The sequence below is a fragment of the Armatimonas sp. genome (assembly GCF_043757465.1).
Classification (GTDB): domain Bacteria; phylum Armatimonadota; class Armatimonadia; order Armatimonadales; family Armatimonadaceae; genus Armatimonas.
In genome coordinates this window covers 1-25,981 of sequence record NZ_JAYVPL010000059.1, presented here as the reverse complement: position 1 = coordinate 25,981, position 25,981 = coordinate 1, and the positions used below count along the sequence as shown (strand labels likewise).

Annotated in this window: 26 protein-coding genes and 1 tRNA gene; 15 read left to right on the top strand and 12 right to left on the bottom strand. The window is 57.9% G+C overall.

Annotation, left to right across the window (positions count from 1 at the left end; genetic code table 11):
• Positions 1-54: 54 nt before the first annotated feature.
• From ACH2ED_RS07725 to ACH2ED_RS07715, 3 genes are all read right to left on the bottom strand, one after another.
• Positions 55-579 carry a hypothetical protein gene (locus ACH2ED_RS07725; protein WP_395089919.1) on the bottom strand — a complete coding sequence of 175 codons (525 nt, stop codon included), beginning with the start codon at positions 577-579 and terminating at the stop codon, positions 55-57.
• On the bottom strand, positions 569-691 hold the full coding sequence (locus ACH2ED_RS07720) for a hypothetical protein (protein ID WP_395089918.1): 123 nt from the start codon (positions 689-691) through the stop codon (positions 569-571). The genes ACH2ED_RS07725 and ACH2ED_RS07720 overlap by 11 nt, the downstream gene beginning before the upstream one ends.
• A 122-nt stretch (positions 692-813) precedes the next feature.
• Positions 814-1,179, bottom strand: coding sequence for a hypothetical protein (locus ACH2ED_RS07715; protein WP_395089916.1), 366 nt, complete (start codon positions 1,177-1,179; stop codon positions 814-816).
• Positions 1,180-1,200: 21 nt separating this feature from the next.
• Between ACH2ED_RS07715 and ACH2ED_RS07710 the strand changes: the two genes are divergently transcribed.
• Entirely contained in the window at positions 1,201-1,389 is a 189-nt protein-coding gene (locus ACH2ED_RS07710) for a hypothetical protein (protein WP_395089914.1), read from the top strand.
• Positions 1,390-1,522: 133 nt separating this feature from the next.
• On the opposite strand, the gene ACH2ED_RS07705 is transcribed toward ACH2ED_RS07710, so the two are convergent.
• Together ACH2ED_RS07705 and ACH2ED_RS07700 are read right to left on the bottom strand one after the other, a co-directional pair.
• A complete protein-coding gene (locus tag ACH2ED_RS07705) occupies positions 1,523-2,281 on the bottom strand; it encodes a fumarylacetoacetate hydrolase family protein (RefSeq protein ID WP_395089912.1) in 759 nt (252 codons plus the stop codon).
• A 225-nt stretch (positions 2,282-2,506) separates the two neighbouring features.
• Positions 2,507-3,085: a Uma2 family endonuclease gene (locus ACH2ED_RS07700; RefSeq protein ID WP_395089910.1), complete on the bottom strand. Its 579-nt coding sequence runs from the start codon at positions 3,083-3,085 to the stop codon at positions 2,507-2,509.
• Positions 3,086-3,163: 78 nt separating this feature from the next.
• Between ACH2ED_RS07700 and ACH2ED_RS07695 the strand changes: the two genes are divergently transcribed.
• From ACH2ED_RS07695 to ACH2ED_RS07685, 3 genes are read left to right on the top strand one after another with little or no spacing between them, the layout of a single operon-like run.
• Entirely contained in the window at positions 3,164-3,646 is a 483-nt protein-coding gene (locus tag ACH2ED_RS07695) for a peptidylprolyl isomerase (protein ID WP_395089909.1), read from the top strand.
• 5 nt (positions 3,647-3,651) lie between these two features.
• Positions 3,652-4,554, top strand: a complete 903-nt coding sequence (locus ACH2ED_RS07690) for a TonB family protein (protein WP_395089907.1) — start codon at positions 3,652-3,654, stop codon at positions 4,552-4,554.
• 2 nt (positions 4,555-4,556) lie between these two features.
• On the top strand, positions 4,557-4,838 hold the full coding sequence (locus ACH2ED_RS07685; RefSeq protein ID WP_309694263.1) for an acylphosphatase: 282 nt from the start codon (positions 4,557-4,559) through the stop codon (positions 4,836-4,838).
• Positions 4,839-4,860: 22 nt separating this feature from the next.
• Here the strand turns inward: ACH2ED_RS07685 and ACH2ED_RS07680 are convergent.
• Positions 4,861-4,982: transfer RNA gene (locus ACH2ED_RS07680), tRNA-OTHER, on the bottom strand.
• A gap of 69 nt (positions 4,983-5,051) precedes the next feature.
• Here ACH2ED_RS07680 and ACH2ED_RS07675 point away from each other — a divergent pair.
• Entirely contained in the window at positions 5,052-5,453 is a 402-nt protein-coding gene (locus ACH2ED_RS07675; RefSeq protein WP_395089906.1) for a hypothetical protein, read from the top strand.
• 60 nt (positions 5,454-5,513) lie between these two features.
• Complete coding sequence (locus tag ACH2ED_RS07670; RefSeq protein ID WP_395089904.1) at positions 5,514-7,565, top strand: NosD domain-containing protein; 2,052 nt, start codon at positions 5,514-5,516, stop codon at positions 7,563-7,565.
• Here the strand turns inward: ACH2ED_RS07670 and ACH2ED_RS07665 are convergent.
• Entirely contained in the window at positions 7,543-8,751 is a 1,209-nt protein-coding gene (locus tag ACH2ED_RS07665; protein ID WP_395089902.1) for a thermonuclease family protein, read from the bottom strand. The two genes, ACH2ED_RS07670 and ACH2ED_RS07665, sit on opposite strands and share 23 nt — an antisense overlap.
• A 177-nt stretch (positions 8,752-8,928) precedes the next feature.
• Here ACH2ED_RS07665 and ACH2ED_RS07660 point away from each other — a divergent pair, with 177 nt between their 5' ends.
• The gene (locus ACH2ED_RS07660) at positions 8,929-10,059 is read left to right on the top strand and encodes a hypothetical protein (RefSeq protein WP_395089900.1); all 1,131 of its coding nucleotides are present in this window, start codon (positions 8,929-8,931) and stop codon (positions 10,057-10,059) included.
• Between the two features lie 38 nt (positions 10,060-10,097).
• On the opposite strand, the gene ACH2ED_RS07655 is transcribed toward ACH2ED_RS07660, so the two are convergent.
• Positions 10,098-11,093, bottom strand: a complete 996-nt coding sequence (locus ACH2ED_RS07655; protein ID WP_395089898.1) for an aldo/keto reductase — start codon at positions 11,091-11,093, stop codon at positions 10,098-10,100.
• A gap of 207 nt (positions 11,094-11,300) precedes the next feature.
• Here ACH2ED_RS07655 and ACH2ED_RS07650 point away from each other — a divergent pair, with 207 nt between their 5' ends.
• The 4 genes from ACH2ED_RS07650 to ACH2ED_RS07635 all read left to right on the top strand — a co-directional run bounded on the left by ACH2ED_RS07650 (position 11,301) and on the right by ACH2ED_RS07635 (position 17,048).
• Complete coding sequence (locus tag ACH2ED_RS07650) at positions 11,301-11,543, top strand: hypothetical protein (protein ID WP_395089897.1); 243 nt, start codon at positions 11,301-11,303, stop codon at positions 11,541-11,543.
• 554 nt (positions 11,544-12,097) lie between these two features.
• Positions 12,098-13,762: a C13 family peptidase gene (locus tag ACH2ED_RS07645; RefSeq protein ID WP_395089895.1), complete on the top strand. Its 1,665-nt coding sequence runs from the start codon at positions 12,098-12,100 to the stop codon at positions 13,760-13,762.
• A gap of 173 nt (positions 13,763-13,935) precedes the next feature.
• Positions 13,936-16,566 (top strand): DNA mismatch repair protein MutS, encoded by a 2,631-nt coding sequence (gene mutS, locus ACH2ED_RS07640; protein WP_395089893.1) that lies wholly within the window; start codon positions 13,936-13,938, stop codon positions 16,564-16,566.
• A 269-nt stretch (positions 16,567-16,835) separates the two neighbouring features.
• Positions 16,836-17,048: a hypothetical protein gene (locus tag ACH2ED_RS07635; RefSeq protein ID WP_395089892.1), complete on the top strand. Its 213-nt coding sequence runs from the start codon at positions 16,836-16,838 to the stop codon at positions 17,046-17,048.
• 158 nt (positions 17,049-17,206) lie between these two features.
• Here the strand turns inward: ACH2ED_RS07635 and ACH2ED_RS07630 are convergent, their stop codons facing one another.
• Together ACH2ED_RS07630 and ACH2ED_RS07625 are read right to left on the bottom strand one after the other, a co-directional pair.
• Positions 17,207-17,599: a hypothetical protein gene (locus ACH2ED_RS07630; RefSeq protein WP_395089890.1), complete on the bottom strand. Its 393-nt coding sequence runs from the start codon at positions 17,597-17,599 to the stop codon at positions 17,207-17,209.
• Positions 17,600-17,604: 5 nt separating this feature from the next.
• A complete protein-coding gene (locus ACH2ED_RS07625; protein WP_395089888.1) occupies positions 17,605-17,973 on the bottom strand; it encodes a hypothetical protein in 369 nt (122 codons plus the stop codon).
• Positions 17,974-18,378: 405 nt separating this feature from the next.
• On the opposite strand from ACH2ED_RS07625, the gene ACH2ED_RS07620 reads away from it, so the two are divergent.
• Entirely contained in the window at positions 18,379-18,960 is a 582-nt protein-coding gene (locus tag ACH2ED_RS07620; protein WP_395089886.1) for a hypothetical protein, read from the top strand.
• 284 nt (positions 18,961-19,244) lie between these two features.
• Here the strand turns inward: ACH2ED_RS07620 and ppdK are convergent, their stop codons facing one another.
• Positions 19,245-21,920 carry a pyruvate, phosphate dikinase gene (gene ppdK / locus ACH2ED_RS07615; RefSeq protein WP_395089885.1) on the bottom strand — a complete coding sequence of 892 codons (2,676 nt, stop codon included), beginning with the start codon at positions 21,918-21,920 and terminating at the stop codon, positions 19,245-19,247.
• Between the two features lie 160 nt (positions 21,921-22,080).
• On the opposite strand from ppdK, the gene serS reads away from it, so the two are divergent.
• The 3 genes from serS to ACH2ED_RS07600 are packed head-to-tail and all read left to right on the top strand — an operon-like array spanning position 22,081 to position 24,641.
• Positions 22,081-23,361 (top strand): serine--tRNA ligase, encoded by a 1,281-nt coding sequence (gene serS / locus ACH2ED_RS07610; protein ID WP_395089883.1) that lies wholly within the window; start codon positions 22,081-22,083, stop codon positions 23,359-23,361.
• Entirely contained in the window at positions 23,362-23,940 is a 579-nt protein-coding gene (locus ACH2ED_RS07605; RefSeq protein ID WP_395089881.1) for a Uma2 family endonuclease, read from the top strand.
• On the top strand, positions 23,937-24,641 hold the full coding sequence (locus tag ACH2ED_RS07600; RefSeq protein WP_395089879.1) for an HAD family hydrolase: 705 nt from the start codon (positions 23,937-23,939) through the stop codon (positions 24,639-24,641). Before ACH2ED_RS07605 ends, ACH2ED_RS07600 begins: the two co-directional genes overlap by 4 nt.
• On the opposite strand, the gene ACH2ED_RS07595 is transcribed toward ACH2ED_RS07600, so the two are convergent.
• Complete coding sequence (locus tag ACH2ED_RS07595; RefSeq protein ID WP_395089878.1) at positions 24,638-25,888, bottom strand: Gfo/Idh/MocA family protein; 1,251 nt, start codon at positions 25,886-25,888, stop codon at positions 24,638-24,640. The genes ACH2ED_RS07600 and ACH2ED_RS07595 overlap by 4 nt on opposite strands.
• Positions 25,889-25,981: the final 93 nt, after the last annotated feature.

Below are 25,981 nucleotides of genomic sequence, written 5' to 3'. Positions count from 1 at the left end.
CCTTGGTTATAAAGTGCGTTTGCCTCTTTCTCGGTCATATCCTTAGGTGGTATCCTACCTCAAATCTGTGGATGGCGCGAGCGGTGTGTAGTTACGCTGGTAGTACCTAGCGCGGTTAAAGTACAGCCCCTCGCCACTATTGAAGGCAGGCGTTCCACTCCAGTAGCTCCTTCCCCAGCTACTGCCCCCATCCCACTGCTGGCCGTTCAAGAAGAACCCAGGCCCCGCAACATCACGACCCGTCGCCGTCACTCGATACGGAATACCAAACGCATCGGCGTACCCGAACTCGTCCACAACACCGCCGGTATCGCCCAGCACCATCCGCGTACTGCCCAGACCATCGAAGAGAAGCCAGTTGGAGTACAGAACTGTCGGAGGGCCGTTGGCGTTTACCGGGTAGCGCAAGACGTGGAGCCTGTCTAGCCCGATGTCGTAGCGGTCTACTATCGGCGCATCGCCAATCGGCATGCCCGCGCCGTCCGTAAGCCACGTCTTCTCCTGGATCACCTCCGCATACGGCTGGCTCGTGTCCACCAGGTACTCGTGGTTCTCGCTCGTCACCACGCTATGCCACAAAGGCGTACCCTGCCCCACCGAAACCCGCGGGCGGGCGGGGGCGTGGGGGGAGGGCTGCCAGGCTGGGGAGTACCTGGATGAGGGCGAGGAGCAGGCAGAGGAGGCGGCGCATGGGCTGGGAGTATTCTACCGGAAAGTGCAAGGGGCTGTGTGGGAGGCACTGATTTTCTAAATGGAGGCAGGTAGAGAGTTAATGTTACATAGTGCGCCATTGCGTCATCTACTCCTACCCTATTATGGCTTGTGCGTCTCTTTTTCTCCGCCTCTGGTGAAGTGTCGCACCGGAACCACGCGGCGAGGGAGTACGGGAGGACGCTCTTGGTGCCTGCGTAGCTCCTCGCTACTGGGCAGGTGGAGGTCTTGCGTCATGCGAACCAGCGACCATGCCATCCCGCCAAAGAGTGCGATTCCCAGCAAGGACATGAACACCCAGAGCCATGCCGCCGTATCCTGGGTAAAGGGCAGGCGCTTGCGCAGAGCGTCTGATTCCGTGATCCCTGCCCCTGTCAGTGCTTGGACAAGCGCGTCAAAAGGCTCTTTGCCCCCGAGTGGGATTCCCCCCAGGCGCACCAAAAACGCCTCGCCTTGATCGTCGAGCACTCTAGCCCGACAATGTCTTTCTTGCCCGAGATGCGCCAGCGCCACGCCGCGCACTTCTTCTCCCAGATGAACTCGCCGTTTTTTTGCACCGCGATATTTTTGCCCGTGAACGTGAAGCCATGCCGCCGCTGCGTGAGTAAGAAAACCGGACAGACAATGGCAAACCCGATCAGCCAGATGCTGCCCTGGGCAAAGCCGCTCTTTCCTTGATGGTTGGGGCGAAAGAGTTCCACCTCGGAGAGCCTGCCGGTGAAATAGAGTACGCAAAACGCAATAATCCCGAAAGACAGCTCGTTGTTGTTGCATGGGCTAATAGACACAAGATGGCGGTTGAGGTTGCGCCTCAGACGATGCGATTCTCCAAAATCCCTAACCGCTCGACTTCGAGACGCACGTAATCTCCGACTTCCAGCCACGGCCAGACTCCCTCGGCGAACTCGGTGATGCAGCCCGTGCCTACCGTGCCGGAGCCGATGAGATCGCCCGGCTTCAGCACGGTGTTGCGGCTGGCGGCGGCGATAAGCTCGGCAAAAGTCCAGTTCATGTCGCGCGTGTTTCCGCCACCGCGCTGGACGCCGTTGACGGAGACTGCCATCGCTAAGTCATAGCGCCTGCCACGACTGATGTCTACGACTCGATCTTCTAGCTCATCAGGAGTCACTAAGTACGGCCCGACACTGGTGGCGAAGTCCTTACCTTTGGCCGGGCCGAGGCCCACTTTCATCTCGTGACGCTGCACGTCGCGCATGGACCAGTCGTTGAGAATCGTAAAGCCCAGAATATAGCCATCGGCCTCGGCCACGGAAATATCGCCGCCCTCGCGTCCGATCACCACGGCCCACTCCAGCTCATAGTCTAGCTCACGGGTTTCGGCGGGTTTCTTAATACCGGCCCCGTCCCCAACGATGCAGGCCGTGTTGGAGAAATAAAAAACCGGCGCGTCGTACCACTCCGGGATCATCTCCAGACCGCGCTTTTGACGGGCGTTTTTCACATGCGCCTCAAAGGCATAAAAATCCCGAAACGAGGGAAATCCCCCGAAAGGAGGGAGAGCTTTTAAATTTTGCTCGACGGAAAATAGAGAAAGCTGACTTGTTTCCACCTTTTTTTTGGCCAGTTCGAGAAGGATTGGAAACTCAAGCGGATGCCATAAGTCCCATAATGTGAAATCTCGCCCAAAAGCCTTATCTTGTCCGAAAAATCCCTCGAAGTCAGAGGTCAGAAAAGCATCGTCCAGTGGGATTATTTCTTCCTCAACAATGACACCGATGTTTATTCCTTTTGACCAATACCACGTAAACTTCACTGCCTCGGCCTTTCTCTCTTCTCAGGGAAGTAAATCACGGACGTCAAGCACTTGCGCCTCCGCGTGAAGAGGCGAGATAGAATCTGTTTCGTTGAGCGTGTTTACAAAACAATAACCATCACTAGCAGGCTCACGGTGGACGATCACGCGACGGCCATTGACATCCACAACCCAGTATTCAGGAATTCCGGAGCGAGCGTACGACTCGGCTTTATCCGTTCGATCGGTACGCAACGCGGCATCAGCCACTTCGACTACCAGGAGCACCTCACTTGCGGGCGGGTTATCCGGATAGTCTTCCAGCGGCAGGCGCGTCACGAAAACATCGGGTTCGGGTTCGTTGAGATCATCCAGGACAATCGGGGCTTGCGCTCCCACCCGATCACGTCCAAACCGATCTTCCAGTGCGTGTGTCGTTCGACGGCAACTGCTAACATGGGGCTTGTTCTGTGGCATTTTCTCTACCAGGACACCATTGAGCAACTCATAGCGAGCCTGCTCAACGAGCCCTGCTTCTAACAAGACTGCGACATGGGCGCGAGTGAGACGGAACGTACGCCCGGTTTCGGAAATCGAGGGAACTGCCATCACTGTGCTCATAGAGGTATTATAGCGCACCAAAAAACTCGTAACCGCAAAGACACTCAGGTGCTCTCAGGGGGCAGGTACAATACAAACATGGATCCACGACAAACACCCCGGAAAACTAAGCGCCCTCTGGCTATTATTGAAACATCCAAAGGTATCATTCAGATCATTCTCTACCCGGATGTCACCCCCAAAACCGTCGCGAACTTTATCAAGCTTGCCCAAAAAGGGTTTTATAATGGCCTGACTTTTCACCGAGTCGAACCTGGCTTTGTGATTCAGGGCGGCGATCCGGCGGGCAATGGCTCAGGAGGCCCCGGGTGGAAAATTCCTAATGAAAAAAATGGCATTCTCAAACACAACCGAGGAGCCGTGGCGATGGCAAATGCCGGACGGGATACTGCCGGAAGCCAGTTTTACGTGGTCATCGGCAAGCCCGCCCCGAGCCTGGATGAGAAAGAGCCCGATGGCATGAATAAGTACACGGTCTTCGGACAGATCGTGGCGGGGCAGGCAGTGGCCGAGAAGATCGCCATTGGCGACAAGATGCTCAAAGTCAAGATCGTGGAGTAGAGTCAATGCTCAGTGTTCTAGCCCTTTTACTGCTCTCACAGCCTCTCGTTCAGACTCCCCCCCCGGCACAAAAGCCGCCGGTGGCGCAGAAGAAAAAAGACGAGAAGCCTAAAAAAGAAGAAAAACCAAAAGTCCAAAAACCTAAGAAACAGGCGGAACGGCCCATTGCGACACTAGAAACCGCTAAGGGGACGATTCAGATAGAGCTAGAGCCCACCGAAGCCCCGGTTGGTGTCTCAAACTTCATCAATCTGGCACAGCGTGGTTTCTACGACGGCCTCACCTTTCACCGGATCGAGGCGGATCTAGTTCAGGGCGGCGACCCTCTGGGCAATGGCACGGGCGGGCCGGGCTACACGATTCCCTACGAACAAAACCGAGGTCTTAAGAACACCAAAGGGGTCGTTGGCATGGCGCGCGGCCCGGAGCGTGACTCCGCAGGGAGCCAGTTCTATATTCTCAAACGCGATGTCCCCGGCTTCGATCTCAATGGCTACACGCTCCTGGGTCGGGTCACGGCGGGACAGGACGTCCTGGAGAAGCTTGTGCTGGGAGACAAGATCACCCACATTAGTATCACCGTGCCCTCCAGCTACAAGCCGCGCCCCTTTGGCCCCACGCACCCTGCCGAGCCCCAGGCACTGTTCTATCCAAACTTACCGGAAGATGCCGCATCGCGCACCTACAGCCGCACCGTCAAAGTCAAAATTGCCGTGAGCGTTACGGGAGGCGTAGACGTCAACCTCACCCAGGGGTCGGGCGACGAGGAGATTGACGACGCCATTCTGGAGGCGATTCGGCAGTGGCAGTGGCAGCCCGCTCTCAAGAATGGGCAGCCGGTGGCGCAGACCCTAGAGTTTGTGTATGATCTAGCAACGCACTCACGCCGTGTGGGAGGAAAAGAGTAACTATGATCCGTTTAAGTGCCAAGGTTCAGGGCAATGTACAAGGAGTCGGTTTTCGCTACTGGGTACACCACACCGCCCAGCGTCTCACCGGAGTTGGTGGAGGCTACGTCAAGAACCTTTCGAATGGCAGTGTCGAAGTCGAAGCGGAGGCTCTAGAGCGTGCGCCGCTGCAAGCGCTCCTCGCCGAGCTCCACCGTGGCCCCGCGCAAGCGCAAGTCACCGCTGTCGAGGCGCAGTGGGAAGAAGATGTCGAAGGCCGTCACCTCTCCTTCCGGGTAGCGTAGCCGCCGAGGAGTGAGGAAAATATGGGCCTAGAGGGATTCGAACCCCCAACCAAGGGATTACTTGCGGAGAAGATGGAGTTGAACCATCACAAGCCAACCTGCTTCTCCGTGAGTCCCCTGCTCTAACCGTTGAGCTACAAGCCCGTAAGACGCTGGAATTATACCATACGGCTCCCATTTCGGGAAGCATTTCAAAAGGAAAATTAACAAACTATGGCATCTGACATGATCAAGCTAGGTGGTCTCTGGACCAACAAAGACAAGAACGGCAAGACCTTTCTTACGGGCAAGCTCTCGCCTCAAGTAAAGATATTGATCTTCAAAAATGAGTACCGTGAGGCGGAGAATCAGCCGACGCATGTGATGTATCTCTCGCAGGTCGAGGCGCAGCCGGGAGAAGAGAACAAGAAGACCGAGCCGGAGGAAGATGAGTTCTTCACCGAAGGCGATGCGGCTTCCCGTCCGATGGCCCCCCGCTCCGCGACACCCGCGCCCCGCGCACCCGCACCGGCAGTTGCTCGCCCCGCCGCCGCCGCACCCGCACGGCCCGTCGCACAGCGCCGCCCGTCCCCACCGCCCGCCGACGAAGAACTCGACGATCCTTTCGCAGAGTAGACCATGCAAGTACCAGCAACCCTCACCACCTCGCGAAAGTTTTCGCGGGGTGCGTTTTTTATGCCCGAAGGCATCACCATCACGGGAGACAATCTCACGGTGGACTTCGGAGGCGCAACGCTTCGCGGCACTGTGCCAACGACGGAGCCCGATAAGCGCGTCGGGGTCGGGGTGCGCGTCATGGGCAAGAATATCACGCTCAAGAATCTACGCGTACAGGGCTATAAAGTCGGGGTGCTGGCACGAAGCTGTCCGGGCTTGAAACTAGAGAGTATTGACGCGTCGGATAACTGGAAGCAGCGGCTTGGCAGCACTCTGGAAAAAGAAGACGGCGCGGACTGGATGAGCTTTCACCAGAACGAAAAAGACGAGTGGCTTGGCTACGGTGCGGCGCTGTATTTAGTGGACTGTGAGAGCTTCACCGTACGCAAGTGCACAGCGCTACGTGGACAGTGTGGCCTGATGCTCACCCGCTGCAACGACGGCGTGGTGGCGGAAAATAACTTCTCATTTCTCTCCGCAATAGGCCTGGGAATGTACCGCAGTAGCCGCAATAAAATCCTTCAGAATAACCTCGACTGGTGCGTACGCGGCTACAGCCACGGTGTCTATAATCGCGGCCAGGACTCCGCGGGAATTCTCATCTATGAGCAAAGTAGCGAGAATCTCTTTGCCTACAACTCCGTCACCCACGGCGGCGACGGCTTTTTTCTGTGGGCGGGCCAGACCACCATGGACACCGGGCGTGGCGGCTGCGACGATAACCTGCTCTTTGGCAATGACTTCTCCCATGCCCCCACCAATGGCATCGAAGCGACTTTCTCGCGCAATGCTTTTGTGAATAACTTAGTGCTGGAGTGCTGGCACGGAATCTGGGGCGGCTACAGCTACGAGACAAAGATTGTCGGCAATGTCTTCGGGTTTAACGCCGAAGGGATTGCCATCGAGCACGGACGGGACAATGCCATTTCGAGCAATCTCTTTCACCGAGACCTCACGGCGATTAATCTCTGGAAGAACTCGACCCAAGACCCAAACTGGGCCTATGTCCGCAAGCACGACACAACCAGCCGCGACTACGAGATTCAAGACAACCGTTTCGTGGGCTGTGGGAAAACGCTGAGTGTGCGCGCCACGGAAAGTGTGCGTGAGAAAGGCAACCAAACTCTCCCCTTTCGCGAAGCCGGAGGGGGCAAGGGGGAGGTTGTGATGCAGTCGAGCGGAAATACGCTCGTCGCCACGGAGACCGATACGAAAGCCTATCTCAAGCGCTTCACCTTGCCGTGGAACCCGAGGGCGAGCGTCGCGGGTTTTGTGGCCCCCGCCCCCCTCGCTGGCACGCCGATGCCATTTCTGCCCAAGAATACGCTCCGTGGGCGGCGCTATATCGTCGTGGACGAGTGGGGACCCTATGCCTTTGACCGTCCTCTGCTCTGGCCGCGCGGGGACGGTCACTACGAGATTCTCGGGCCGAAGGGACGCTGGCGGTTGGTCTCAGCCGATGGCGTGACGCTCTCCTCTAAGTCTGGGAGCGTGCCCGACACCGTGACGATCACCCCCGCCGGGGAGGGAGGGCAGGCAAAAGTGCAGCTGGAGTATATTGGGGAGCCCACGCGGGACTACCGAGGAATCGTGACCCGTAAGGGGAAGCCTGTGCGTTTTGGCTTCTCCCACTTTTTCGCTCCCATAGACTGGAGTGTTTCATTCTACCGCTGGAGCAAGGCGGAAAACCCCACGGAGGTTCACAGCGCTCCCGACCCCGCGCACTTTGCGGAGGTGATCCAGAGCACACCCCTTAAGACAGAGAAGCGCGATCGGCTGGACTACGCGGGCAGCTCCTTTGGCGCGGGGATACCGAATGACCACTACCTGACCATCGCCGATGGAAAGTTCTCCGTGCCGCCGGGCGCGTATCTGCTAGAGATCACAACCGACGATGGCTGCCGTGTTTGGCTCGATGGGAAGCCGATTTTGACGGAAGGCTGGAAGTACCAGGGGCCAACACTCTACCCGGTCGCTGTCACGCTGGGTGGAGCGCACACCCTACGCGTGGAGCACTTCCAGATTGACGGCTACGCGGCTCTCCGGGTCAACCTGCGCCCGAAACCGTAAAATAGCCCCCCAGCAAGAGCGCAAGCACTGCCGCCACAATCAGGCCAATGGCTGCACGGACGGGCAGAAGGGTCAGGCGGCGCTCATCGCCTTCGATTACCAGAACACTCTGCTTGGCTAGATCACCGAGCTCGCCATAGAGCACCAGAGTGACATCGGAGGGAATAAAAAAGACTTCGGTGCGGATGTCTCCCCCGTAGGAGTGGGCATGCCACCGCTCCACGGGAATGTCGTTGTAAAAACGGGCGATTCGGATGGGCTTGTAGAGACACTCCGCCACGGAAACACGAACCTCACCTGAGCCATCGTCTAGGATGAAGGGACACGCATCGGTCTCATTGTAGGTCGTACGCCAGGTACCCTCACGGAAAATCTGGGTGATCTCGTGGACATAGAGGCCAGGAATATGTCCCGCGATACTCGCCACTTGCTCCTCTGCCGCATGGGCTAGCCCCCGAAACTTGAGAGGCCCGGTTCGTCCCTGCGCATCCACACGCAACTGAGCATCGGCGAGCACTGTCGGACGTTGGCGCAGACGACGAGCATCGCGGCTGACCCGCTCGGCAAGAGTGAGTAACCCGGCAGCCCCAAGAATTCCAAGAACCATGGGCCAGAGCGAGGGAGATTTAACAGGCGTCTTTTTAGCCACAGGAGCGGGCGAAGGAGTTCCGGAGAGCTTTGTCGGAGCGGCGGGAGTCGGAGAGGCCCTCGGCGCGGGCGAAGCGGTTGGTGCAGGAGAAATAATCGGTGCAGGAGAAGTAATCGGTGCAGGGGTCGCCCGGTCTTTTTGCCACTGCTTGATCTGCTGTCGCAGACGGACAGTTTCCGCCTCGTTATTGCCCCAGACACCCGCGTGGGCCGCTTGAGCACGCGCTTGCGCCGCAGCCAAATCCCGACGGGTAGGAGCGTAGCGCGCTGACCAGGTTGCCAGCCCCTGCTCGGTCAGCTCGATGGCGATATTATGCGCACCTGGTAGGTAGCTCACATCCCCATAAACAATCCCCTTAGCTGCCGTCCCTCGAACACCAACCTGCACCGGCTGCCCCAGAATGCGCCCCTGAGTCCACTCCTTAGCGACCGCTGCCAGATTGCCCTCATGGGGACACTCGATTCCGTGAAGACGTACCTTAAGAACCCATGAGTCTAACTGAACAGAGAGCTGATCCCCACGCTCAATCTCTGTCACCTTTCCCTTAAACGCATCCTGGGCAACCACAGGGATGCACAGGTAGAGCCAACAAAAAAATAAAAACAAGTACCGCACATGCAGACGTTCACCATAGCCCTCGTCGTTTCCTGCGGGAGGAAGTTTGGCTGCACTGCCGAATATTAGTGACAACTCAACTTTAGGGGGATCAGTAAAATGATCTTTTCTCGACGATCCATGGTGATTGCAGGAGCCGTTGCTCTGATGGCACTCCCTGCAAGTGCGCAGGACATTACTTTTGGAGGCGATGCCAGGGCCTTTGCCATGGGGGGGGCCGGTATCGCATCGCTCGCGGGTAGTGGCATTAGCGGGATGGGCTCGCGTAACAACCCGGCCTCGCTGGCTTTTGCAAAAGGACTGATGCGTGTCCACTATCCCAATATCGGCGCACGGGCGAGCGGCGCTATCTCTCTGGACAAGGCGGCCAACTTCCTGCTGACCAGCGGCTCCGGTGCAGACGCTACCGATCTGGCACGTCGCTTCGCCTCCGAGACCTCAGGCTTTGGCCTCAACACGAGCCTGGGGCTGCGCCTCGGCCCCGTCGAATTTCTGGCAAGCGGTGTCGGGCAGGGCTACGTTCTGCCAAACGCCTCCCTTCAGACCTGGGGCAAGAACGGCGCAACGGGCAGTGTTCCCAGCGATGCGCGCGCCGATGTCCTAGCGACCGCGATCTACTCACTGCCCCAGATTGGGTTCGCCACACAGCTCAAGTCCAGCAGTGGCAGCGAGAACTTCAATCTCGCGATCGGTGCCCGGCTTAAGTACATGAACGCGATCTACTCGCACTTCTTTGGTGAGAAGGCGACACTCGATTCCAGTGCGGACGCGCTACGTGCCCCGGAGATGAACGGGCAGGATACTCTGACTAAAAAGGGACTAGGGGCGGATCTGGGGATCATGCTGGAGTCCAAGAAGCTCCTGGGTTTCTCCGGGGGCCTGGTGATCGCCAACGCCGTCAAGCCAAACTTCACGTTCGTCGGCCAGTTCGGTGCCAATGCCAATGGCGGTGGTGGAGCGCGCACCTACAACCTGCTCGCCACCACGGCGACGGCGGGGGTGGGCTTCCAGAAAGGGGGAATGACTGCCGTGGCGGACCTGGTAGACATCACGGGTGCCTTGGGAAAAGCGGAGCTGCGGGCAGGTGCCGAGCAAAAACTCGGCCCGATTGCACTCCGCGCGGGCTACAACAGCGCGACGGGCTACACCTACGGCCTTGGCCTGGGCGGGTTTGATATCGCCCTGGGCAAGCGCCAGCCCCTGGAGGTTGTCCGCACCTTCAAATTCTAGTTTCGAGAGATCAAGATCCTCTCGCTAGGTGCTAAAGCCTACACCCATCTCGCCGTGGGGCCGAAGTCGGCGCGGTAGTACTCGGAGACGTGCGTTCCGGGAGGAAAAATGGCGTCGAGAGCGGCGTAGTCCTCGGGGGTCAGCGTCAGACTTCGTGCAGCCAGATAGGCTTCGTACTGCGCGGTATTTTTCGGGCCGATGATCGGGCTGGTGACACCCGGCTGGTGTAGCACCCAGGCAAGCGCAACTTGCGAGGGATCGTAGCCACAACTATCACACCACGCGACATATTTCTCGACGTTCTGGAGGGCCGACTCGTTGTCACGGGCAAACGGGGCGGCCTTGCTGGCGTAGCGTGCACCGTCGGGACGGGGTGCGCCTGCGCGGTACTTCCCCGAGAGCAGACCACCCGCCAGCGGTGCCCAAGGGATAGTCGCGATGCCGTACGCACGGCACATCGGCAGCAGCTCGCGCTCGATACGCCGATCCAGCAGATTATACGGTGGCTGCTCACAGACAATACGATTCAGGTGCAGCTCCTTGCTCGCCCAGAGGCTTTCGAGAACCTGGTAGGCCGCGAACGTGCTGGTGCCGATATAGCGCACTTTCCCCGAGCGCACCAGATCATCTAAGGCACGCAAGGTTTCGTCAATGGGAATAGACGACTGGGGGCGGTGAATTTGGTAGAGGTCAATGTGATCCGTGTTCAGGCGGCGCAAGCTATCCTCGCAGCCCTTGATAATGTGGTAGCGGTGCGAGCCCATCTCGTTGGGGCCGTCGCCCATGCGGTTGTAGACCTTGGTGGCAAGAAAGACCCTGTCGCGTTTGTCACCCGCCAGCGCTTTGCCCACAATGGTCTCACTGACGCCATGCGTGTAGACATCGGCGGTGTCGAAGAAGTTAAAGCCATCGTCAATGGCACGGTGCATCAGCCCAATCGAGTCGGCCTCGGAGCAGTCGTCGCCAAAGTTCATACAGCCCAGGCACAGCTCCGAAACCTGTACACCAGTGCGTCCAAACGGTCGGTAGTTCATGCAGGAATTCTACCTGATTTCGCTTCCCACACAAACGTGGGCGTCTACGATACCGCAGTTCTCATCCAGGTAGATGGTTCTGCCACCTTCGTACTGATGGCCTGCGACCGGCTTGGCAACCTTGAGGTTGGCGAGGTAGCAGGGTGAAAAGGGCTCTTGTGGCCGTATGACATACTGTGGTGTTTTCCAGTAGGTGTCCCAGCGGATATGGACAACGTCGGCGATGTCGTTCTCGGCGATCTTTACGAGGGTGTCGAGAAGGCATGGCTCGATGATTTCGTCTCCGTCCGGCAGGAGTGCGTAGGTGTAACCAAGGGAGAGCAGGTGCTCGCCTGCTGCCTGCCGGTGCTCGATCTCCCCGTGCCACTCGCCAATAACGACGGTTGCTCCTGCCTCCTCCGCGACCTTGGCCGTGCGCTGCCAGTCGCCGGGTTCGCCGAAGAAAGGTAGCTTATTGACGAAGACGAACGAGGGTACTCTACCTTGGATAGCCTGGATGCTCTCCGTGAGGTAGATTGTGAGCTGCCCCCATTTTTAGTACTATCGGCGTCCTCAGTCTTTTGACCCGCTGACCCTTCGGTGCTCGGCTCCGCTGAGGGGAAGCCCTCCGTAGAGTCGCCTCACGTCTCGTCCACTTCTAAAGCAGAGGAGAGGGCCGCGACCTAGCAGAGGGCACTGGGGTTGCCCCGAGTAGCTTGCCTGGATAGGGGTGCAGCCCAATTCCGTACTTGACGACTCTCTCTGGCCTCTGGCAGTAGGGGCAGGAAATGCTAAGCAGAAATGTATAACTGGAGCAACATTTTCCAATGGTGCGCTTCCAGAGTAGCAGATGGTAGTGATCGTTCAAGATGTTGCTATATTTTTTCAATGCTGCTTAGAAGTGATCATGGCTAGAGACTACCCGATTTCGAACCTAAAATCAACACTCAAAACAACTTGACCAACTACCCCCGATTAGCGGAAACTAAAGTTTAAACCTCTCGGTTAGAGGGTAGCATTATGTCATGAAAGGTAAAACTCTTCTCACACTCTCGCTGGCGAGCGCACTGACACTTTGGGCCGGTATCAGCCTCTCCCAGCCCCCCCTAAATGCGCAGCTCCGACCAGAGCTACGTCCTTTAAGCCTCTCGAAGCTGTTCCAAGCAGGTAAGCTGGGGGAGCTTCGTCTCAGCCAACCCGATAGATTTTCCACCCTGACCGATCTCGATGGCAAGCTGTTCGCCGCCGCCCCCCGAACCGTGGCCGCACTCGGGGATCAGGGTCAGGTTCTGCGCCGCTTCAGCGTCGGAATTGATCGTCTCTCGATCTCGGGCCATGCGAAAAACCAGCTCCTTCTGGGCGATGGTGCACGCAAAGTCCTCTCCAGCCTCGATACCGAAAGTGGCAAGCTCACCGAGCTACTGCGCCTGGATGCCGTCAACGACCCGGGCGCCAGCCAGGAACCCGAGAGTGCATTGCTCAAGACCGGTGAGCTCACCGCCGTGGCCTCCAATGGCAAGGAGGTCTTCGTGGCGATGGAGGCGGGCTTCTCCAGCGCCATCTTCAAAATTGATCTCGCCACGAAGCGCATTATCAGCCGGGGCTGGGCTCCGGGCGCGGAGATGAGCGCGATGGCTTTCTTTCAGGACGGACTCTATGTCCTGACGGGCAACGGCTCGCAGATCGCGCGCTACACGAACCAAGTGGAGAAGACTCTCGATAAAATAGAGCTGCCCACCGACGGCGTCAAGGGACTAGCTCTGCGTGCCGGTGAGCTACACGTCCTGACCGACAATGTCAGCCGCATCAGTAAGTTCCAGGTAGACAGAGCCGTCACGGATGCCAGCAAGGTACGCCTCAATGTGGATATTGTTCGCAAAGTGGACATCCGTATTCCCAAGATTGACTGGGGCAGGTTCTTGGTCAAGCGTTACGCGGTACTGATCTGTGGCGATCTCGCCGAGAACTTTGCGGGTGAGTGCTTCTGGAACGACACCGTCTGGATGTACAAGGCTCTGCTCAATAACGGCTACCAGCCAGAGAATATCTTCGTGCTCTACGGCGATGGCATGGACTACGCCTCAGCGAACCCGAAGTACCGCCACCCGAGCACTGTCACCGACTTCCCTGCCAGTCCCACATGGGTCAATAAAGTCTTCGATGGCCTCAAGAATGGCGATGCCGCGAACAGCCTGCCGAAGCTGGACGGCAACGACACCCTCTTCATCTGGACATTTGACCACGGCGGCGGTGGAATGAATGCAACTCTCAATCTACGCGGTGGCTCGATTACGGACACGGACTTCGCCAATAAGCTCAATGCCATCCCCTACGCCTCGCGGGCGATCTTTATGCAGCAGTGTCGTAGCGGAGGCTTTATTGATAATCTAGCCAACAGTAAGACCTTCATCGTCACCGCCTGCGCTGCCACGGAGAACGCCCACCCCGCCGACACGGAAAATGAGACCGTCGGGGGCAAGTTCTACAACCATGGAGAATTCAACTTCCATATTACCAGCGCTCTGGATCACTTGACAATCACAGGTGGCGCGATCAACGCCGACAGCAACGGCAATGGGCAAGTATCCGCCCGTGAGCTCGCTGAGTGGAACCGCACCCACGAGAGCCAGAGCGAGACACCCGTGATGAACGACGGTGGCCCGGGCAACTCGTTTCAGTTCAAAAAGTAACCAGCTCGTCGGCGACCCCTTCGACGATGTCACACGCAACTTCTGCGAAAAAGACGGCAAGCCCAAAACGACGATCCATCCAAAAGTTGGAGGTTACACCCATAATGAGCGAACCAAAGGTAACAGGTATCTTGGTTTCCGTAATTGCGGCGCATAGCGTAGAATAGGAGCATATGCCCACGCCTGCGATTCCCCTCGATAAGCTCACCCCAATGCTCCGTCTTTACGTCACGCTGAAGCAGGAGCGGCCTGACTGTGTGCTCTTTATGCGCGTTGGAGATTTCTTCGAGGCCTACGGGGACGATGCCGAGCTGATTGCTCGCGAGCTGGAGATCACGCTCACGGGGCGCGACGTGCAGGGCTACGACGGAAAGTACCCCATGGCGGGTGTCCCTCACCATGCGCTGGAGCGCTACATGGCCCGGCTGGTGCAACGCGGGTTTAAAGTGGCGATCTGCGACCAGATCGAGGACCCGAAGCTCGCGAAGGGACTGGTGAAGCGGGCCGTCACGAGAGTGGTGACACCGGGAACGCTGGTGGAAGACGCGCTGCTCGATGCCAAGAGCAATAACTATCTGGTGGCGGCGATTCTTAGCAAACCCGTGCACGGGATCGGCGTCGTGGATGTCTCAACCGGTGAGTTTCTGATCACAGAGGTGGAGGAGAGTGCCGGGATCGCCAAGGTGGTAGAGGAGATCCTGCGTCTCCAGCCCGCTGAGTGCCTCGTGCCCGAGGGCATGGACGAGCTGGCGGAGGCGATTGCAGCAGCCTGTCCGGCGACCCTGACGCGTGTCGGAAAAGCACGATTGCCGCGCCTCCCCCGCGAGGCGCTGCTGGAACACTTCGGGGTGCAGACGCTCAAGGGCTTCGGCTGCGATGACTACTCTGCCGGGCTGAGCGCCGCCGCTACCCTCCTCGAATATCTCAAAGCGACGCACATGGGCGCGGTCGGGCACATTCGCTCGCTGGCGACCTACTCCACCGAAGACGCGATGTACCTCGACGCGTCGGCGCGGCGGAACTTGGAGCTGACGGCGGGGCTCTACGATAGTGCTCGGGCGAAATCTCTGCTCGCGGTTCTGGATGAGACGCGCACGTCAATGGGCGGGCGCATGCTCAAAAAGTGGCTCGACGCGCCGCTGCTCTCCGTGGACAAGATCAACACACGCTTGGATGCCGTCGAGGCGTTCTACGACGATGCCCTGACGCGTGGCGATGTGCGCGACACGCTCCGGGGAATCGCGGACTTAGAGCGGCTGATGGCGCGGCTCTCGACCGGTGCGGCGAATGCGCGGGATTTGGTCGCGCTGCGCCTCTCGCTGGAGCAAATCCCCGAGGTGGCGGCGCAAGCCTTGCAGATCGAGCACCCAGCGATCCAAGCGCTCGCCGCCGCGCTCGATGGCTTGCCGACGCTCACGGAGCTTCTCACCAGCGCCATTCACGACGAGCCACCGCTGACGGTGCGTGAGGGCAATCTAATAAAAGACGGCTACGACGAAAACCTCGACGAGCTGCGTCAGATCGTCCGGGGAGGCAAGAGCTGGATCGCAAAACTAGAGTCCGACGAGCGGGAGAAAACGGGTATCAGGAGCCTGAAAGTGGGTTTCAACTCGGTCTTTGGCTACTTTATCGAGGTAACGAAATCCAATCTTGCCGCCGTCCCAAGCGACTACATCCGCAAGCAAACCACGTCCACCGGAGAGCGCTTCATCACCCCGGAACTTAAGGAGATGGAGTCCAAAGTGCTCGGGGCCGAGGAGCGCATCAACGCGCTGGAGTACGATCTGTTTGTCTCCGTACGGGACTACGTCGCGCAGGAGTTCACCGGCAACGTACTCGCTGTGGCGCAAGCCGTGGCGAGATTGGACGTGGTAGCGTCGCTGGCCGAAGTGGCGCAGAACAACCGCTTCGTCCGGCCTACCGTAGATACTACCGATGTTCTCGACATCAAGGGCGGACGGCATCCCGTGGTCGAGCGGCTGATGGGATCAGCGGCGAACTTTATTCCCAACGACACCTATCTGGACACTGACACGCAGCAAGTGCATATCATCACTGGCCCCAACTCCGCTGGAAAGTCCACGGTGCTCCGCCAAGTTGCCCTCATCGTGCTTCTCGCCCAGGTCGGCAGCTTCGTTCCCGCCGACTCAGTGCGGGTTGGCCTCGTGGATCGCATCTTCACCCGTGTCGGAGCGCACGATGATCTGGCCGCTGGGCAGTCTACGTTTATGGTGGAGATGACCGAGACCGCCGACATTCTCAACAACGCCACCGAGCGCAGCCTCGTGATTCTCGACGAGATCGGGCGCGGCACCAGCACCTTCGACGGCGTCTCCATCGCCTGGGCGGTCGCGGAATTTCTCGCCGCGCGTGGCTGCAAGACACTCTTTGCGACGCACTACCACCTGCTCAATGAGCTGGAAAAGCAGCTCCCCAACGTGAAAAACTACCGCATCGCCGTTAAAGAGACCAACGATCGGATCATCTGGCTGCGTAAAGTTCTGCCTGGCGGCACGGACAAGAGCTACGGGATTCAAGTGGGTCGTATGGCGGGCCTGCCGCCCACAGTGATCGAGCGCTCCAAAGAGATTCTGAGTGATCTGGAAAAAGAGGGCAGCAAGCGCCGTGACACGCTCGGCGGCAGTGTGAGCGTCGCGCCGAAGTCCCAGAAGCTCCAAATGACGCTTTTTGAGGCGGAGGAGCACCCGGTGGTGGAAGCGCTGCGCGGGCTGGACATCAACACCCTCTCGCCCGTCGAGGCGCTGATTGCGCTGCAACGGCTCCAAAAATCGGTTACGAAATGAGATCGTCACGCCGGTCGTCGCCAGCGCATCGGAGTCTTTCCCGAACTGCGCCGCAACCTGAAGCACGATCACGGTCATTGAGTTTTGGCCTCCCGGCTCGCACCGCTCGCCACCCTCCGGCTCCGCGAAGGGTTTATGATCCCAGTACATCCCCCTTCGCAGGGAGGAACGACCGAGAGCCGGAGGGGGAAAGCCGTCTCAGCGGCAGGGGGAGGCAAAACTGAATAGCCGTGGAAGCACGATACAATCCGCAGGAGGAGAAAGGTTTTATGGCAACCATCACGATTGAAGAGCGCGTCGCCGCACTCGAAGAGCGAGTCGCTCAGTTTATCCCCGAGGAGCCTGCTCAAGGCGCACCGAAAGCGGCTTGGTGGAAAAAGCTTGTGGGGGTCTATAAAAACGACACGGAGTTCGCTGAGGCGGGGCGGTTGGGGCGTGAGTACCGTGAGTCTTTGCGCCCGCAAGCGGACGATGCGAGCTAGATGTACCTCCTGGATACCGAAATGGTCGCCGTGGCATCCTGCGCGGCGGCGGCTTCGTTTTCCACCGGGCGGCTAAAGCGGCCCGCTGATGCGGCAAGCACCATAAATGGCGCTCAGGGGACTTTAGCCACCCGGTTCTGAGGAAACACCACCCGCAATTATACGTCCACCAAAGGATCGTCACAGCGAATCGTAAGATTATGCCCGGTTTCTTCCGCAATATTTTCTGCGATAATCGCCATTTCTTCATAGAGATACTCCCAGCGGCGTGGCTCCCGCGAGGGATACACCCAAACCTGCCAGGCATACTCGCCCTTATGGACACTTTCCTCTTTTAGCAGGAGTTGAACCGTGCTACGATCCGCCGAGTTATCGTCTATCTCCAGGCAATCCAAGTGTTTATGCAAGAGCTTAATCACTTCCAGCCGTGTTTTCTCCACCGCAATCGCCTCGGCATCCTGCGTGAGAAGCTGCTCCAGGTAGGTATCCACATCGAGATTGCGAATACCCGCCTGTCGCGTGAGCCGTGCCCGATTCTCCGGTGAGAGCATCGTCGCTATCCCGCTGGAGGAGTTGCCGCCGGTTTCGGCCCACGCTTCTTGTACTCACTAGCTTTCTTCAGCCCCGTCGAGGCCAGCTCATCGGAGTCCTTGCCGTACTGCGCCGCAACCTGGGTATGAATATCGGCCCGCATCGTCCGCAGTTCTCCCTCAATGTCAGCGGTCGCATCCCGTGCCGCCGTCGCCTCGTTTTCCTTCTGCACCTCAATCTTGTTGCGAGCGTCCCACGCGATCAATTTCACCTCCAGAGCCGCCGTGGTCGTGTTGGGATCATGGGGGGTGTAGCCGGGCAGTGCCTGGAGCGCCGCGAGTAGATCGCGCATCTCCTTCAAATCCGCCGGTCGCATTCGCTGTGTCTTTGCCATCTCATTTTTCTCCTCACCGGGGGATTTCTTTCCCCCACACCTGTATGACCCATACGCCCCATCGTAAGTTGCATACGACGAACCGTATTTTTCTCAGCCTCCTCCGTATGCCCTACCCCGAGCCTGATATTTGAAATACAGAACATCGTATTAAGCATACAGAGCATCGTACGAAAAATACAACATGCCTATCATACAATTCAACTTCAGTACAGGACAAAAATTGGAATATCTATGACGTTGATATTTATTAACAGTAAAAGATAGGATTTCATTATGTCATTAAATACCATTAAATATCAGCAATAGAGTAATTTCATTTTTTGTCCTGTACTGAGCAATTCATCCAGCGAGTGCAACTTTTTTGCACCAATTGAGTCTCCATAATTGATGAAAGGTATCAATATGCAACTTCAAAAAGACAATGAATCAGCGGCCTTAAAGCCATCAAAAACCAATATGGCTCTTGCAGTAGCAGTAGTAGCATCTGTACTCTCAACCATTTTATGGATATTAAAAATATTCATAAATGCATTTTCAGCATCTCCTGACCCTGTAAAAGCATCAATTATAGCTGGGGTATTGACAATCTCAGGAACCGTAGCATCAATGATATATAATGCTAAATCCCAAAGGAAGAGAGAAATAGAAGCAAGTATTAGAACTAGAAAATCGGAAGCTTATGAACACTTCATAGGAATTTTATTTAATGTAATGAAAAACGGGATTGATCCTGAGGATGAAGAAATAAAACAATCTTTTTACGGATTTTTTGAAAAATTAACAGTATGGGGTTCAGATGAAGTTGTAGTAGAATATATAAAATGGAAATCTAGCATAGCTGAAAACCCAGATTCTACAGAGACGCTACATAAGATGGAGCAACTACTTCTAGCAATACGTCGCGATTTAGGACATGAGAATAAATATTTTCGTTCTATGGATTTGATGAGAATATTCGTAAATGATCTTCCTCCTAGAGATTAATTAAAACTTAATACTCATGTTACGCAGTGCGAGTATGATACGCCTCTACGAAGACCCAGCTCGCCCTGAGGTAGGAGTCAGGCAAACGACGATGGGTACCATACTTTGACTGCGTAACATGAGTTAATATCAAAAAAATCTTACTACAAAGCAAATACTGCGCTTATTTGAGTGTTCGTTACTCCCGTAAAACAAAAGGCCGGAAGCTCTCGCCTCCAGCCTCATCTTACCATTACCCATTCCTTATTGTCCCCCCGTCTGACGGGGGTTAGGGGGTGGGCAACCTACTTGTCGCTCACACCCTTGCCCAAAGCCGCTTGAGCAGCAGCAAGGCGGGCGATGGGCACTCGGTACGGGGAACAACTGACGTAGTTCAGGCCGATGTTGTAGCAGAACATCACCGACGTGGGCTCGCCGCCGTGCTCGCCGCAGATCCCGAGCTTGATGTCCGGGCGCACCGCTTTACCCTTGGCGACCGCGATCTTCATCAGCTCACCGACACCGGTCTGGTCAATGGACTCGAACGGGTCAATCGGGAGAATCTTGTGATCCACATACGGGCGCAAGAATGTCGCCGAGTCGTCACGCGAGAACCCGAAGGTCATCTGGGTTAAGTCGTTGGTGCCGAAGCTAAAGAAGCTCGCCTCGACGGCGATCTCATCTGCCGTCAAAGCGCCACGCGGCACCTCGATCATCGTTCCGAACTGGTAGGGAATCTCCACTCCCTGCTCGGTGACGACTTTCTTGGCGGTGGCCTCCAAACGGTCTTTCACGAACTTCAGCTCATTGACATGCCCGACGAGCGGGATCATGATCTCGGGAACCGCAGAGCCCCCGGCCTTGATCACCAGCGCCGCGCCTTCAAGAATGGCGCGGGTCTGCATCTCCACGATCTGCGGGAACACAATCGAGAGGCGACAGCCACGCAGGCCCATCATGGGATTGACCTCGTGCATGTTCTCAATCGCGGCCAAGAGCGTCGCCTTCTCGGCAACCACGGTTCCAGCAGCACCACGGTTGAGCAGCTCGCGCAGCTCGGCGGCAACTTCCCCGGCGTGGGGCAGGAACTCATGCAGCGGCGGGTCAATCAGGCGGATGGTGGCGGGCATGCCGTCGAGTGCCTCAAAGATGCCCTTGAAGTCCTCGCGCTGAAAGATCAAAAGATCATCGAGAGCCTTCTGGCGCTCGGCATCGTTCTTCGCCAGGATCATGCGCTGCACGACCGGGCGACGCTCGCCCTCGAAGAACATGTGCTCGGTGCGGCAGAGGCCAATGCCTTCCGCGCCAAGGCTGATCGCCAGCTTCGTGTCAGCGGGCGTGTCGGCGTTGGTGCGAACTCCGAACTTGCCACGGAACTCATCTGCCCAGCCAAGGAACGTGCCGAAGTCGCCGGTCATCTTGGCTTCCTCGACCGGAACCTGGCCCTCGATCACCTCGCCCAGAGCGCCATTGAGGGAGATATAGTCGCCCTCTTTGATCACTTGGCCGGTCGCATGGACAAGAAACGACGTGTCCGAGACCGCGATCTCAGAACATCCGGCCACGGTCGGGATACCAAAGCCACGGGCCACCAGCGCCGCGTGGCTTGTCATGCCGCCGCGCTCGGTCAACACGCCCTGAGCGGCCAGCATTCCCTTGAGGTCATCAGGATTGGTGTCAGCGCGCACGAGAATCACGCGCTCGCCCTTGCCACCCTTGCCGAGCTCCGCCGCCTTATCCGACGAGAACACCACGGTTCCTGTCGCCGCTCCGGGTCCTGCGGGCAGGCCCTTGGCGATCACTTTGTACTTGGCGTTGCCCGGAATCACCGGCAGAAGGCACTGGGTGAGCAAGTTCGGCTCGACGCGGGCAATCGCCTCGGCCTTGGTGATCAGGCCCTCTTTGACATGATCCACCGCGATCTTCACGGCAGCGGGCCCGGTGCGCTTGCCCGAGCGGCACTGCAAAATAAAGAACGTACCGTGCTCAATCGTGAACTCGATGTCCTGCATGTCGCGGTAGTGTTTTTCCAAGATCGCGCAGGTCTCTTCGAACTGCTGGTAGATCGCCGGGTCCTGGCGCTTCAGCTCGGAGATGGGCATGGGAGTACGAACCCCGGCCACGACATCCTCGCCCTGCGCGTTCATCAGGTACTCGCCCAGGATCACATTCTCGCCGGTGCTCGCATCGCGGGTGAACGCCACGCCCGTGCCGCAGTCGTCGCCCTGGTTGCCAAAGACCATCGCCTGCACGTTCACGGCGGTTCCGATGGAGTCGTCAATTTTCTCTTTGCGGCGGTAGATAAAGGCACGCTCGTTGTTCCAGGAGCGGAAGACGGCCTCCACGGCGGCGGTCATCTGCGCCATCGGGTCCTGCGGGAACTCAGCGCCGGTCTGCTTCAGAACATGCGCCTTGTAGTCGTCGCACAGCTCCTTAAGGCTCTCGGCGGGAACTTCGAGATCCTCTTTGACGCCCAGCTTCTTTTTGAGATCATAGAATTTATGCTCAAAGTCATGTTTGGTAATGTGATCGAACTTGTCCGAGAACGCCACGTCGGAGAGCATCATGATAAAGCGGCGGTAGCTGTCGTAGACAAAGCGCGGATCGGCCACTTTCACGTACTCGTCCACAATCGCGTCGTTGAGGCCAAGGTTCAGAACCGTGTCCATCATCCCCGGCATCGAGAAGCGAGCACCCGAGCGCACCGACAGAAGAAGTGGGTTCTTCACATCACCAAAGGTCTTGCCCAGCTGCTTCTCGACATCGGCCAGAGCGGCCTTCATCTCATCGAGCAGTCCGGCGGGCAGCGCACGCCCCTCGGCGTAGTAGTCCGTACAGACTTCGGTGGTGATCGTAAAGCCGGGGGGAACCGGCAGTCCGATATTGGTCATCTCGGCGAGGTTTGCACCCTTACCACCGAGGAGATCGCGCATGCTCCTGTCACCGTCACGGAAGAGCCAGACACGTTTCTGTGTTGCCATAGGTCAACTTTTCTCCAGATTGGAATTAGAATTCATAAAAATGCCGCGCCCAAAGGCAATCCTCACGGGAAGCCTTCGTCGGCGCGGCAAAAACCTTCGGATTATACCCCGAATGTGCCGCGTTAACCACCCGGCGATCTCACGGTACAATAGCGTCGCTATGCTGGATATCCGACGAATTCGCACCGAACCTGATGTTATTAAAGCCAACCTCGCCAAGCGCGGTGAGGGCACAGGCAAGATTGATGCCCTCCTCGCCCTCGACGAAACCCGCCGTGAGAAGCAGACCGAGTGGGAGGTTTTGCGTGCCGAGCAGAACAAGCTGGGGCCACAGATCGCCGCGGCTAAGAAGGCAGGAGAAGATGCCACCGCGGTTCTTGCCCACCTGGGAGAGCTGAAATCGCGCCTCCAGAGCCTTGATCAAACGCTCAAGTCACTCGACCCTGAGCAAGAGGCGCTGCTCTCGACGCTACCCAACCTCGTGCTCGATGATGTCCCCGAAGGCGGCGAGGAGTGCAATGCCGAGATCCGTGGGGCCAACAAGCCGCTCCCAGAGTTTGATTTCGAGCCCAGAGCGCACTGGGATTTAGGGGCCTCCCTAGGGCTTTTCGACACGGAGCGCGGGGCGAAGCTCAGCGGCAGTGGCTTTGTGCTCTACACGGGAGTCGGGGCGCGGCTGCAACGAGCGCTGATTAACTTAATGCTCGATCTGCACACCACGGTTCATGGCTACACGGAGCTGGGCGTGCCGTATTTACTCACGCGGGAGTCTATTACGGCGTCGGGGCATATCGTCAAGTTCGCCCCTGAGATGTACCACGATGCCGAGAGCGACCAGTTCTTTGTGCCGACTGCGGAGCCCGCGCTGGTCAACGTGCACCGGGGTGAGCTGCTGGAGCCGGGCGTCTTGCCGATAAAATACGTCGCCCACACCCCGTGCTGGCGGCGCGAGGCCGGGGCGGCGGGTAAGGACACCCGTGGGCTTCAGCGGGTGCACCAGTTCGACAAAGTGGAGATTTTCCAGTACACGCTCCCCGAGGAGAGCGCCAATGCCCAGGCCGAGATGGTGCGGCAAGCGTGCGCCGTACTCGACACCCTTGAAATCCCCCACCGCCTCCTGCTGCTCGCCGCCGGAGACACGGGCTTCTCGATGGCGCGCACCGTGGACATTGAGGCGTGGGCTCCGGGTGTCGGAAAGTGGCTCGAAGTGTCGTCGGCCTCGGATGGAACGGACTTCCAGGCACGTCGCGCCAGTATTCGCTTTCGGCGTGAGGCCGGAGCCAAACCCGAGTTCCCGCACTTGCTCAATGCGTCGGGCACAGCGCTGGCAAGAGTCTATGCCGCGTTGCTGGAAAACCATCAGAACGTCGATGGAAGTGTCACAGTCCCCGTCGCGCTTCGTCCTTACCTGAGTGGGCGGGAGAAGCTGGAGGCAAAGTAAGTGAGCACGAACGCCGTCCGCAAGTACACGCTGGAAGAGTACATTACTATCGAGGAAGCCTCGGAGATCAAGCACGAGTTCCGCGACGGCCAAATTCTGGCAATGGCGGGAGCAAGCCCAAGCCATACATTTATCTTGGCGGACTTGGTCTATCTTCTGCGGACACAGCTCAAGCCGACAGGATGCCGTATCGGCTCGGCGGACATGCGCGTCCGAATTAGCCCTGAGGGGCGCTACTGCTACCCAGATGTCGTGGTGGTCTGTGGGACACCTGTTTTCGACGACACCAAGCCACAGGCGCTTATCAACCCAACCCTGATTATCGAGGTTCTCTCGGACTCCACTGCCGCCTATGATCGAGGCGATAAGTTTCACGACTACCGGCAAGTGCCCTCGCTGACGGACTACGTTCTCGTGGCGCAAGATCGTGCCTATCTTGAACACTACCAGCGCCAAGGTGAGAGTGATCTCTGGCTCTACCAGTCTGCCGAAGGACTCGACGCGACTCTGGTACTCGCAGGACTGAATCTCAGCTTACCGCTGGTGGATGTCTACGCCCAAGTGGATAATATTGCGTGATCCGGGCCGTTTTGTTCGACCTTGACGACACACTCTGCGACGACACGGGGCAGATGTTTGAGAGCATCCGCGCCGTCGCCACGCTCGTTCCCGGCGGCGATCCCGAGGTTATCGCGGAGGGCTACTGGCGCGTCTCGCATCGGTTCTGGACGTATGAGATTCACCAGCGCCCGCCCGAATCCCTCGAAAGCATTCGCGAGATACTCTGGCGCCAGACACTGGAAGACGCAAGCGTGGCGTACTCGCCTGCGGAGCTGGTGAATCTTGCGGCGCGCTACGGCGAGGCACGGGAGAAGACCCCACCGCCGTTTGCAGATGCCGAGTCCACTCTCTTTACGCTCAAGGCACAGGGGCTCAAACTTGGGCTCGTCACGAATGGCGTCTCAGAGTCGCACACCGGCAAACTGGCACGCCTTGGCCTCGGGCACTTCTTCGACACCGTGCTCATGCCCGACCAGACCGGCTTCGCCAAGCCCGACCCACGCCAGTTCCATCTTGCCTGCCAGCGCCTTGGCGTGCTCCCTGAGCACACCGCCCACGTCGGCGACTCGCTCGTCTCCGACGTGGGGGGCGCACGAAACGCGGGTCTGCGCGCTATCTGGTACAACCCCGAAAACAAACCGCGCCCCGAAACGGCACCGGAACCGCACCACACGGTTCAAACTCTCACGGATATTCTCAGGCTGGTCTCCGAGAGTTAAACCGTCCAGCCTTTGGGGAACTTCGGGCGAAGCAGTGCAGTGGCTTTCACGCTGCTGGCCTTGAGCTTGCTCGCATCCCAGTCGAAGCCCTCTTGTGCGCGAAACGCGACATTGCCTAAAAGCACGGTCTCGGTCATCGGGCCGGAGTAACCAAAGTGGCACGTCGCGGGCTTGCCGCCTTGAATCGCCTCGACCCACTCTCTGTGAAAACCAGGCGACTTTGCAAGCTTGACGCTTGTCGGGGTTGCCGGATCTACGCCAATCAGTTCGGCTTTGTCAAAGCCACAGAGCAGCATGCCTTTCTCGCCAATAAAGAGATTGTTCATGCCCTTGGATTCGAGGCCTTTCTCTTTCAAGATTGCCGGGGTGCCCTGGTACCAGTGCAGCGTGAGATCTTTCTCGTACTGAAAGCTCACGTGAAACTTCGTGGGTGTGGTCACCGCATGGAGCGGGTCGCCATCGTGGAAATTCACCCGCGTGGGGTAGGTCAGCCCGAGTGCCCAGAACGGAATGTCTAAGATATGGCAGCCCCAGTTACCCGCCTCACCGGTGCCGTAGTCCCAGAAGAAACGCCACTTATACGGCACAATATCCGGGGTGTAGGGCCGCTGTGGGCCGGGGCCAAGCCACAAATCGTACTTGAGCGTGGACGGAACCGGCGGCGTGTCGGTGGGAACGGGTACCATGCCACGGTTACTGCCGATCCAGCTATGCACTTCTGTGACCTTGCCGATCAGGCCGGACTGGATAACCTCGACGGCCTTATGGATCGCAGGGAGCGTGTGTCGCTGCACGCCCAGCTGAGTTGCCACTTTCTTCTCCGCCGCGAGCTTAGTGAGCTCGCGCACCTCCCAGACCGAGTGGGCCATGGGTTTCTCTAAGTAGACATGCTTTCCCATCAGAATCGCCTGCCGCGCGGGATGAAAGTGGGTGTGGTCGGGCGTGGCGATCACCACGGCATCAATGTCCTTGCCCATCTGATCCAGCATCACGCGCCAGTCGTAGAACTTCTTCGCGCCGGGAAACTGCTCGTACGCCTTGCCCGCCTGCTTGTCGTCTACATCGCACAGCGCAACAAAATTAGTGGTCGGTTGGAGCTTGGCAAGCTCCTTGATGGAATAGGCCCCCTGCCCTCCAATCCCAATCACCGCGATATTCACACGGCTACGAGGTGGCTGCGCCTGAGCCTCGGTAGCTCCCAAAGCCAATCCGGCAGTTCCTAAAATCAGCTCGCCGAGAGCATTCACGATCTGCAAATAAATTCAGGCAAGACTCTGCACCAAATATTTTTATAAATCTTTCTAATAATAGAATCCTTTCTCCTGTACTGCTATTTCCTG

Bases quoted from the DNA above. Each gene is read 5' to 3' on its own strand.
- ACH2ED_RS07720 (WP_395089918.1), bottom strand. From the start codon at position 691: ATGCGCCGCCTCCTCTGCCTGCTCCTCGCCCTCATCCAGGTACTCCCC.
- ACH2ED_RS07700 (WP_395089910.1), bottom strand. From the start codon at position 3,085: ATGAGCACAGTGATGGCAGTTCCCTCGATTTCCGAAACCGGGCGTACG.
- ACH2ED_RS07695 (WP_395089909.1), top strand. From the start codon at position 3,164: ATGGATCCACGACAAACACCCCGGAAAACTAAGCGCCCTCTGGCTATT.
- ACH2ED_RS07690 (WP_395089907.1), top strand. From the start codon at position 3,652: ATGCTCAGTGTTCTAGCCCTTTTACTGCTCTCACAGCCTCTCGTTCAG.
- ACH2ED_RS07685 (WP_309694263.1), top strand. From the start codon at position 4,557: ATGATCCGTTTAAGTGCCAAGGTTCAGGGCAATGTACAAGGAGTCGGT.
- ACH2ED_RS07675 (WP_395089906.1), top strand. From the start codon at position 5,052: ATGGCATCTGACATGATCAAGCTAGGTGGTCTCTGGACCAACAAAGAC.
- ACH2ED_RS07670 (WP_395089904.1), top strand. From the start codon at position 5,514: ATGCCCGAAGGCATCACCATCACGGGAGACAATCTCACGGTGGACTTC.
- ACH2ED_RS07660 (WP_395089900.1), top strand. From the start codon at position 8,929: ATGATCTTTTCTCGACGATCCATGGTGATTGCAGGAGCCGTTGCTCTG.
- ACH2ED_RS07655 (WP_395089898.1), bottom strand. From the start codon at position 11,093: ATGAACTACCGACCGTTTGGACGCACTGGTGTACAGGTTTCGGAGCTG.
- ACH2ED_RS07650 (WP_395089897.1), top strand. From the start codon at position 11,301: ATGGACAACGTCGGCGATGTCGTTCTCGGCGATCTTTACGAGGGTGTC.
- ACH2ED_RS07645 (WP_395089895.1), top strand. From the start codon at position 12,098: ATGAAAGGTAAAACTCTTCTCACACTCTCGCTGGCGAGCGCACTGACA.
- mutS (WP_395089893.1), top strand. From the start codon at position 13,936: ATGCCCACGCCTGCGATTCCCCTCGATAAGCTCACCCCAATGCTCCGT.
- ACH2ED_RS07635 (WP_395089892.1), top strand. From the start codon at position 16,836: ATGGCAACCATCACGATTGAAGAGCGCGTCGCCGCACTCGAAGAGCGA.
- ACH2ED_RS07630 (WP_395089890.1), bottom strand. From the start codon at position 17,599: ATGCTCTCACCGGAGAATCGGGCACGGCTCACGCGACAGGCGGGTATT.
- ACH2ED_RS07625 (WP_395089888.1), bottom strand. From the start codon at position 17,973: ATGGCAAAGACACAGCGAATGCGACCGGCGGATTTGAAGGAGATGCGC.
- ACH2ED_RS07620 (WP_395089886.1), top strand. From the start codon at position 18,379: ATGCAACTTCAAAAAGACAATGAATCAGCGGCCTTAAAGCCATCAAAA.
- ppdK (WP_395089885.1), bottom strand. From the start codon at position 21,920: ATGGCAACACAGAAACGTGTCTGGCTCTTCCGTGACGGTGACAGGAGC.
- serS (WP_395089883.1), top strand. From the start codon at position 22,081: ATGCTGGATATCCGACGAATTCGCACCGAACCTGATGTTATTAAAGCC.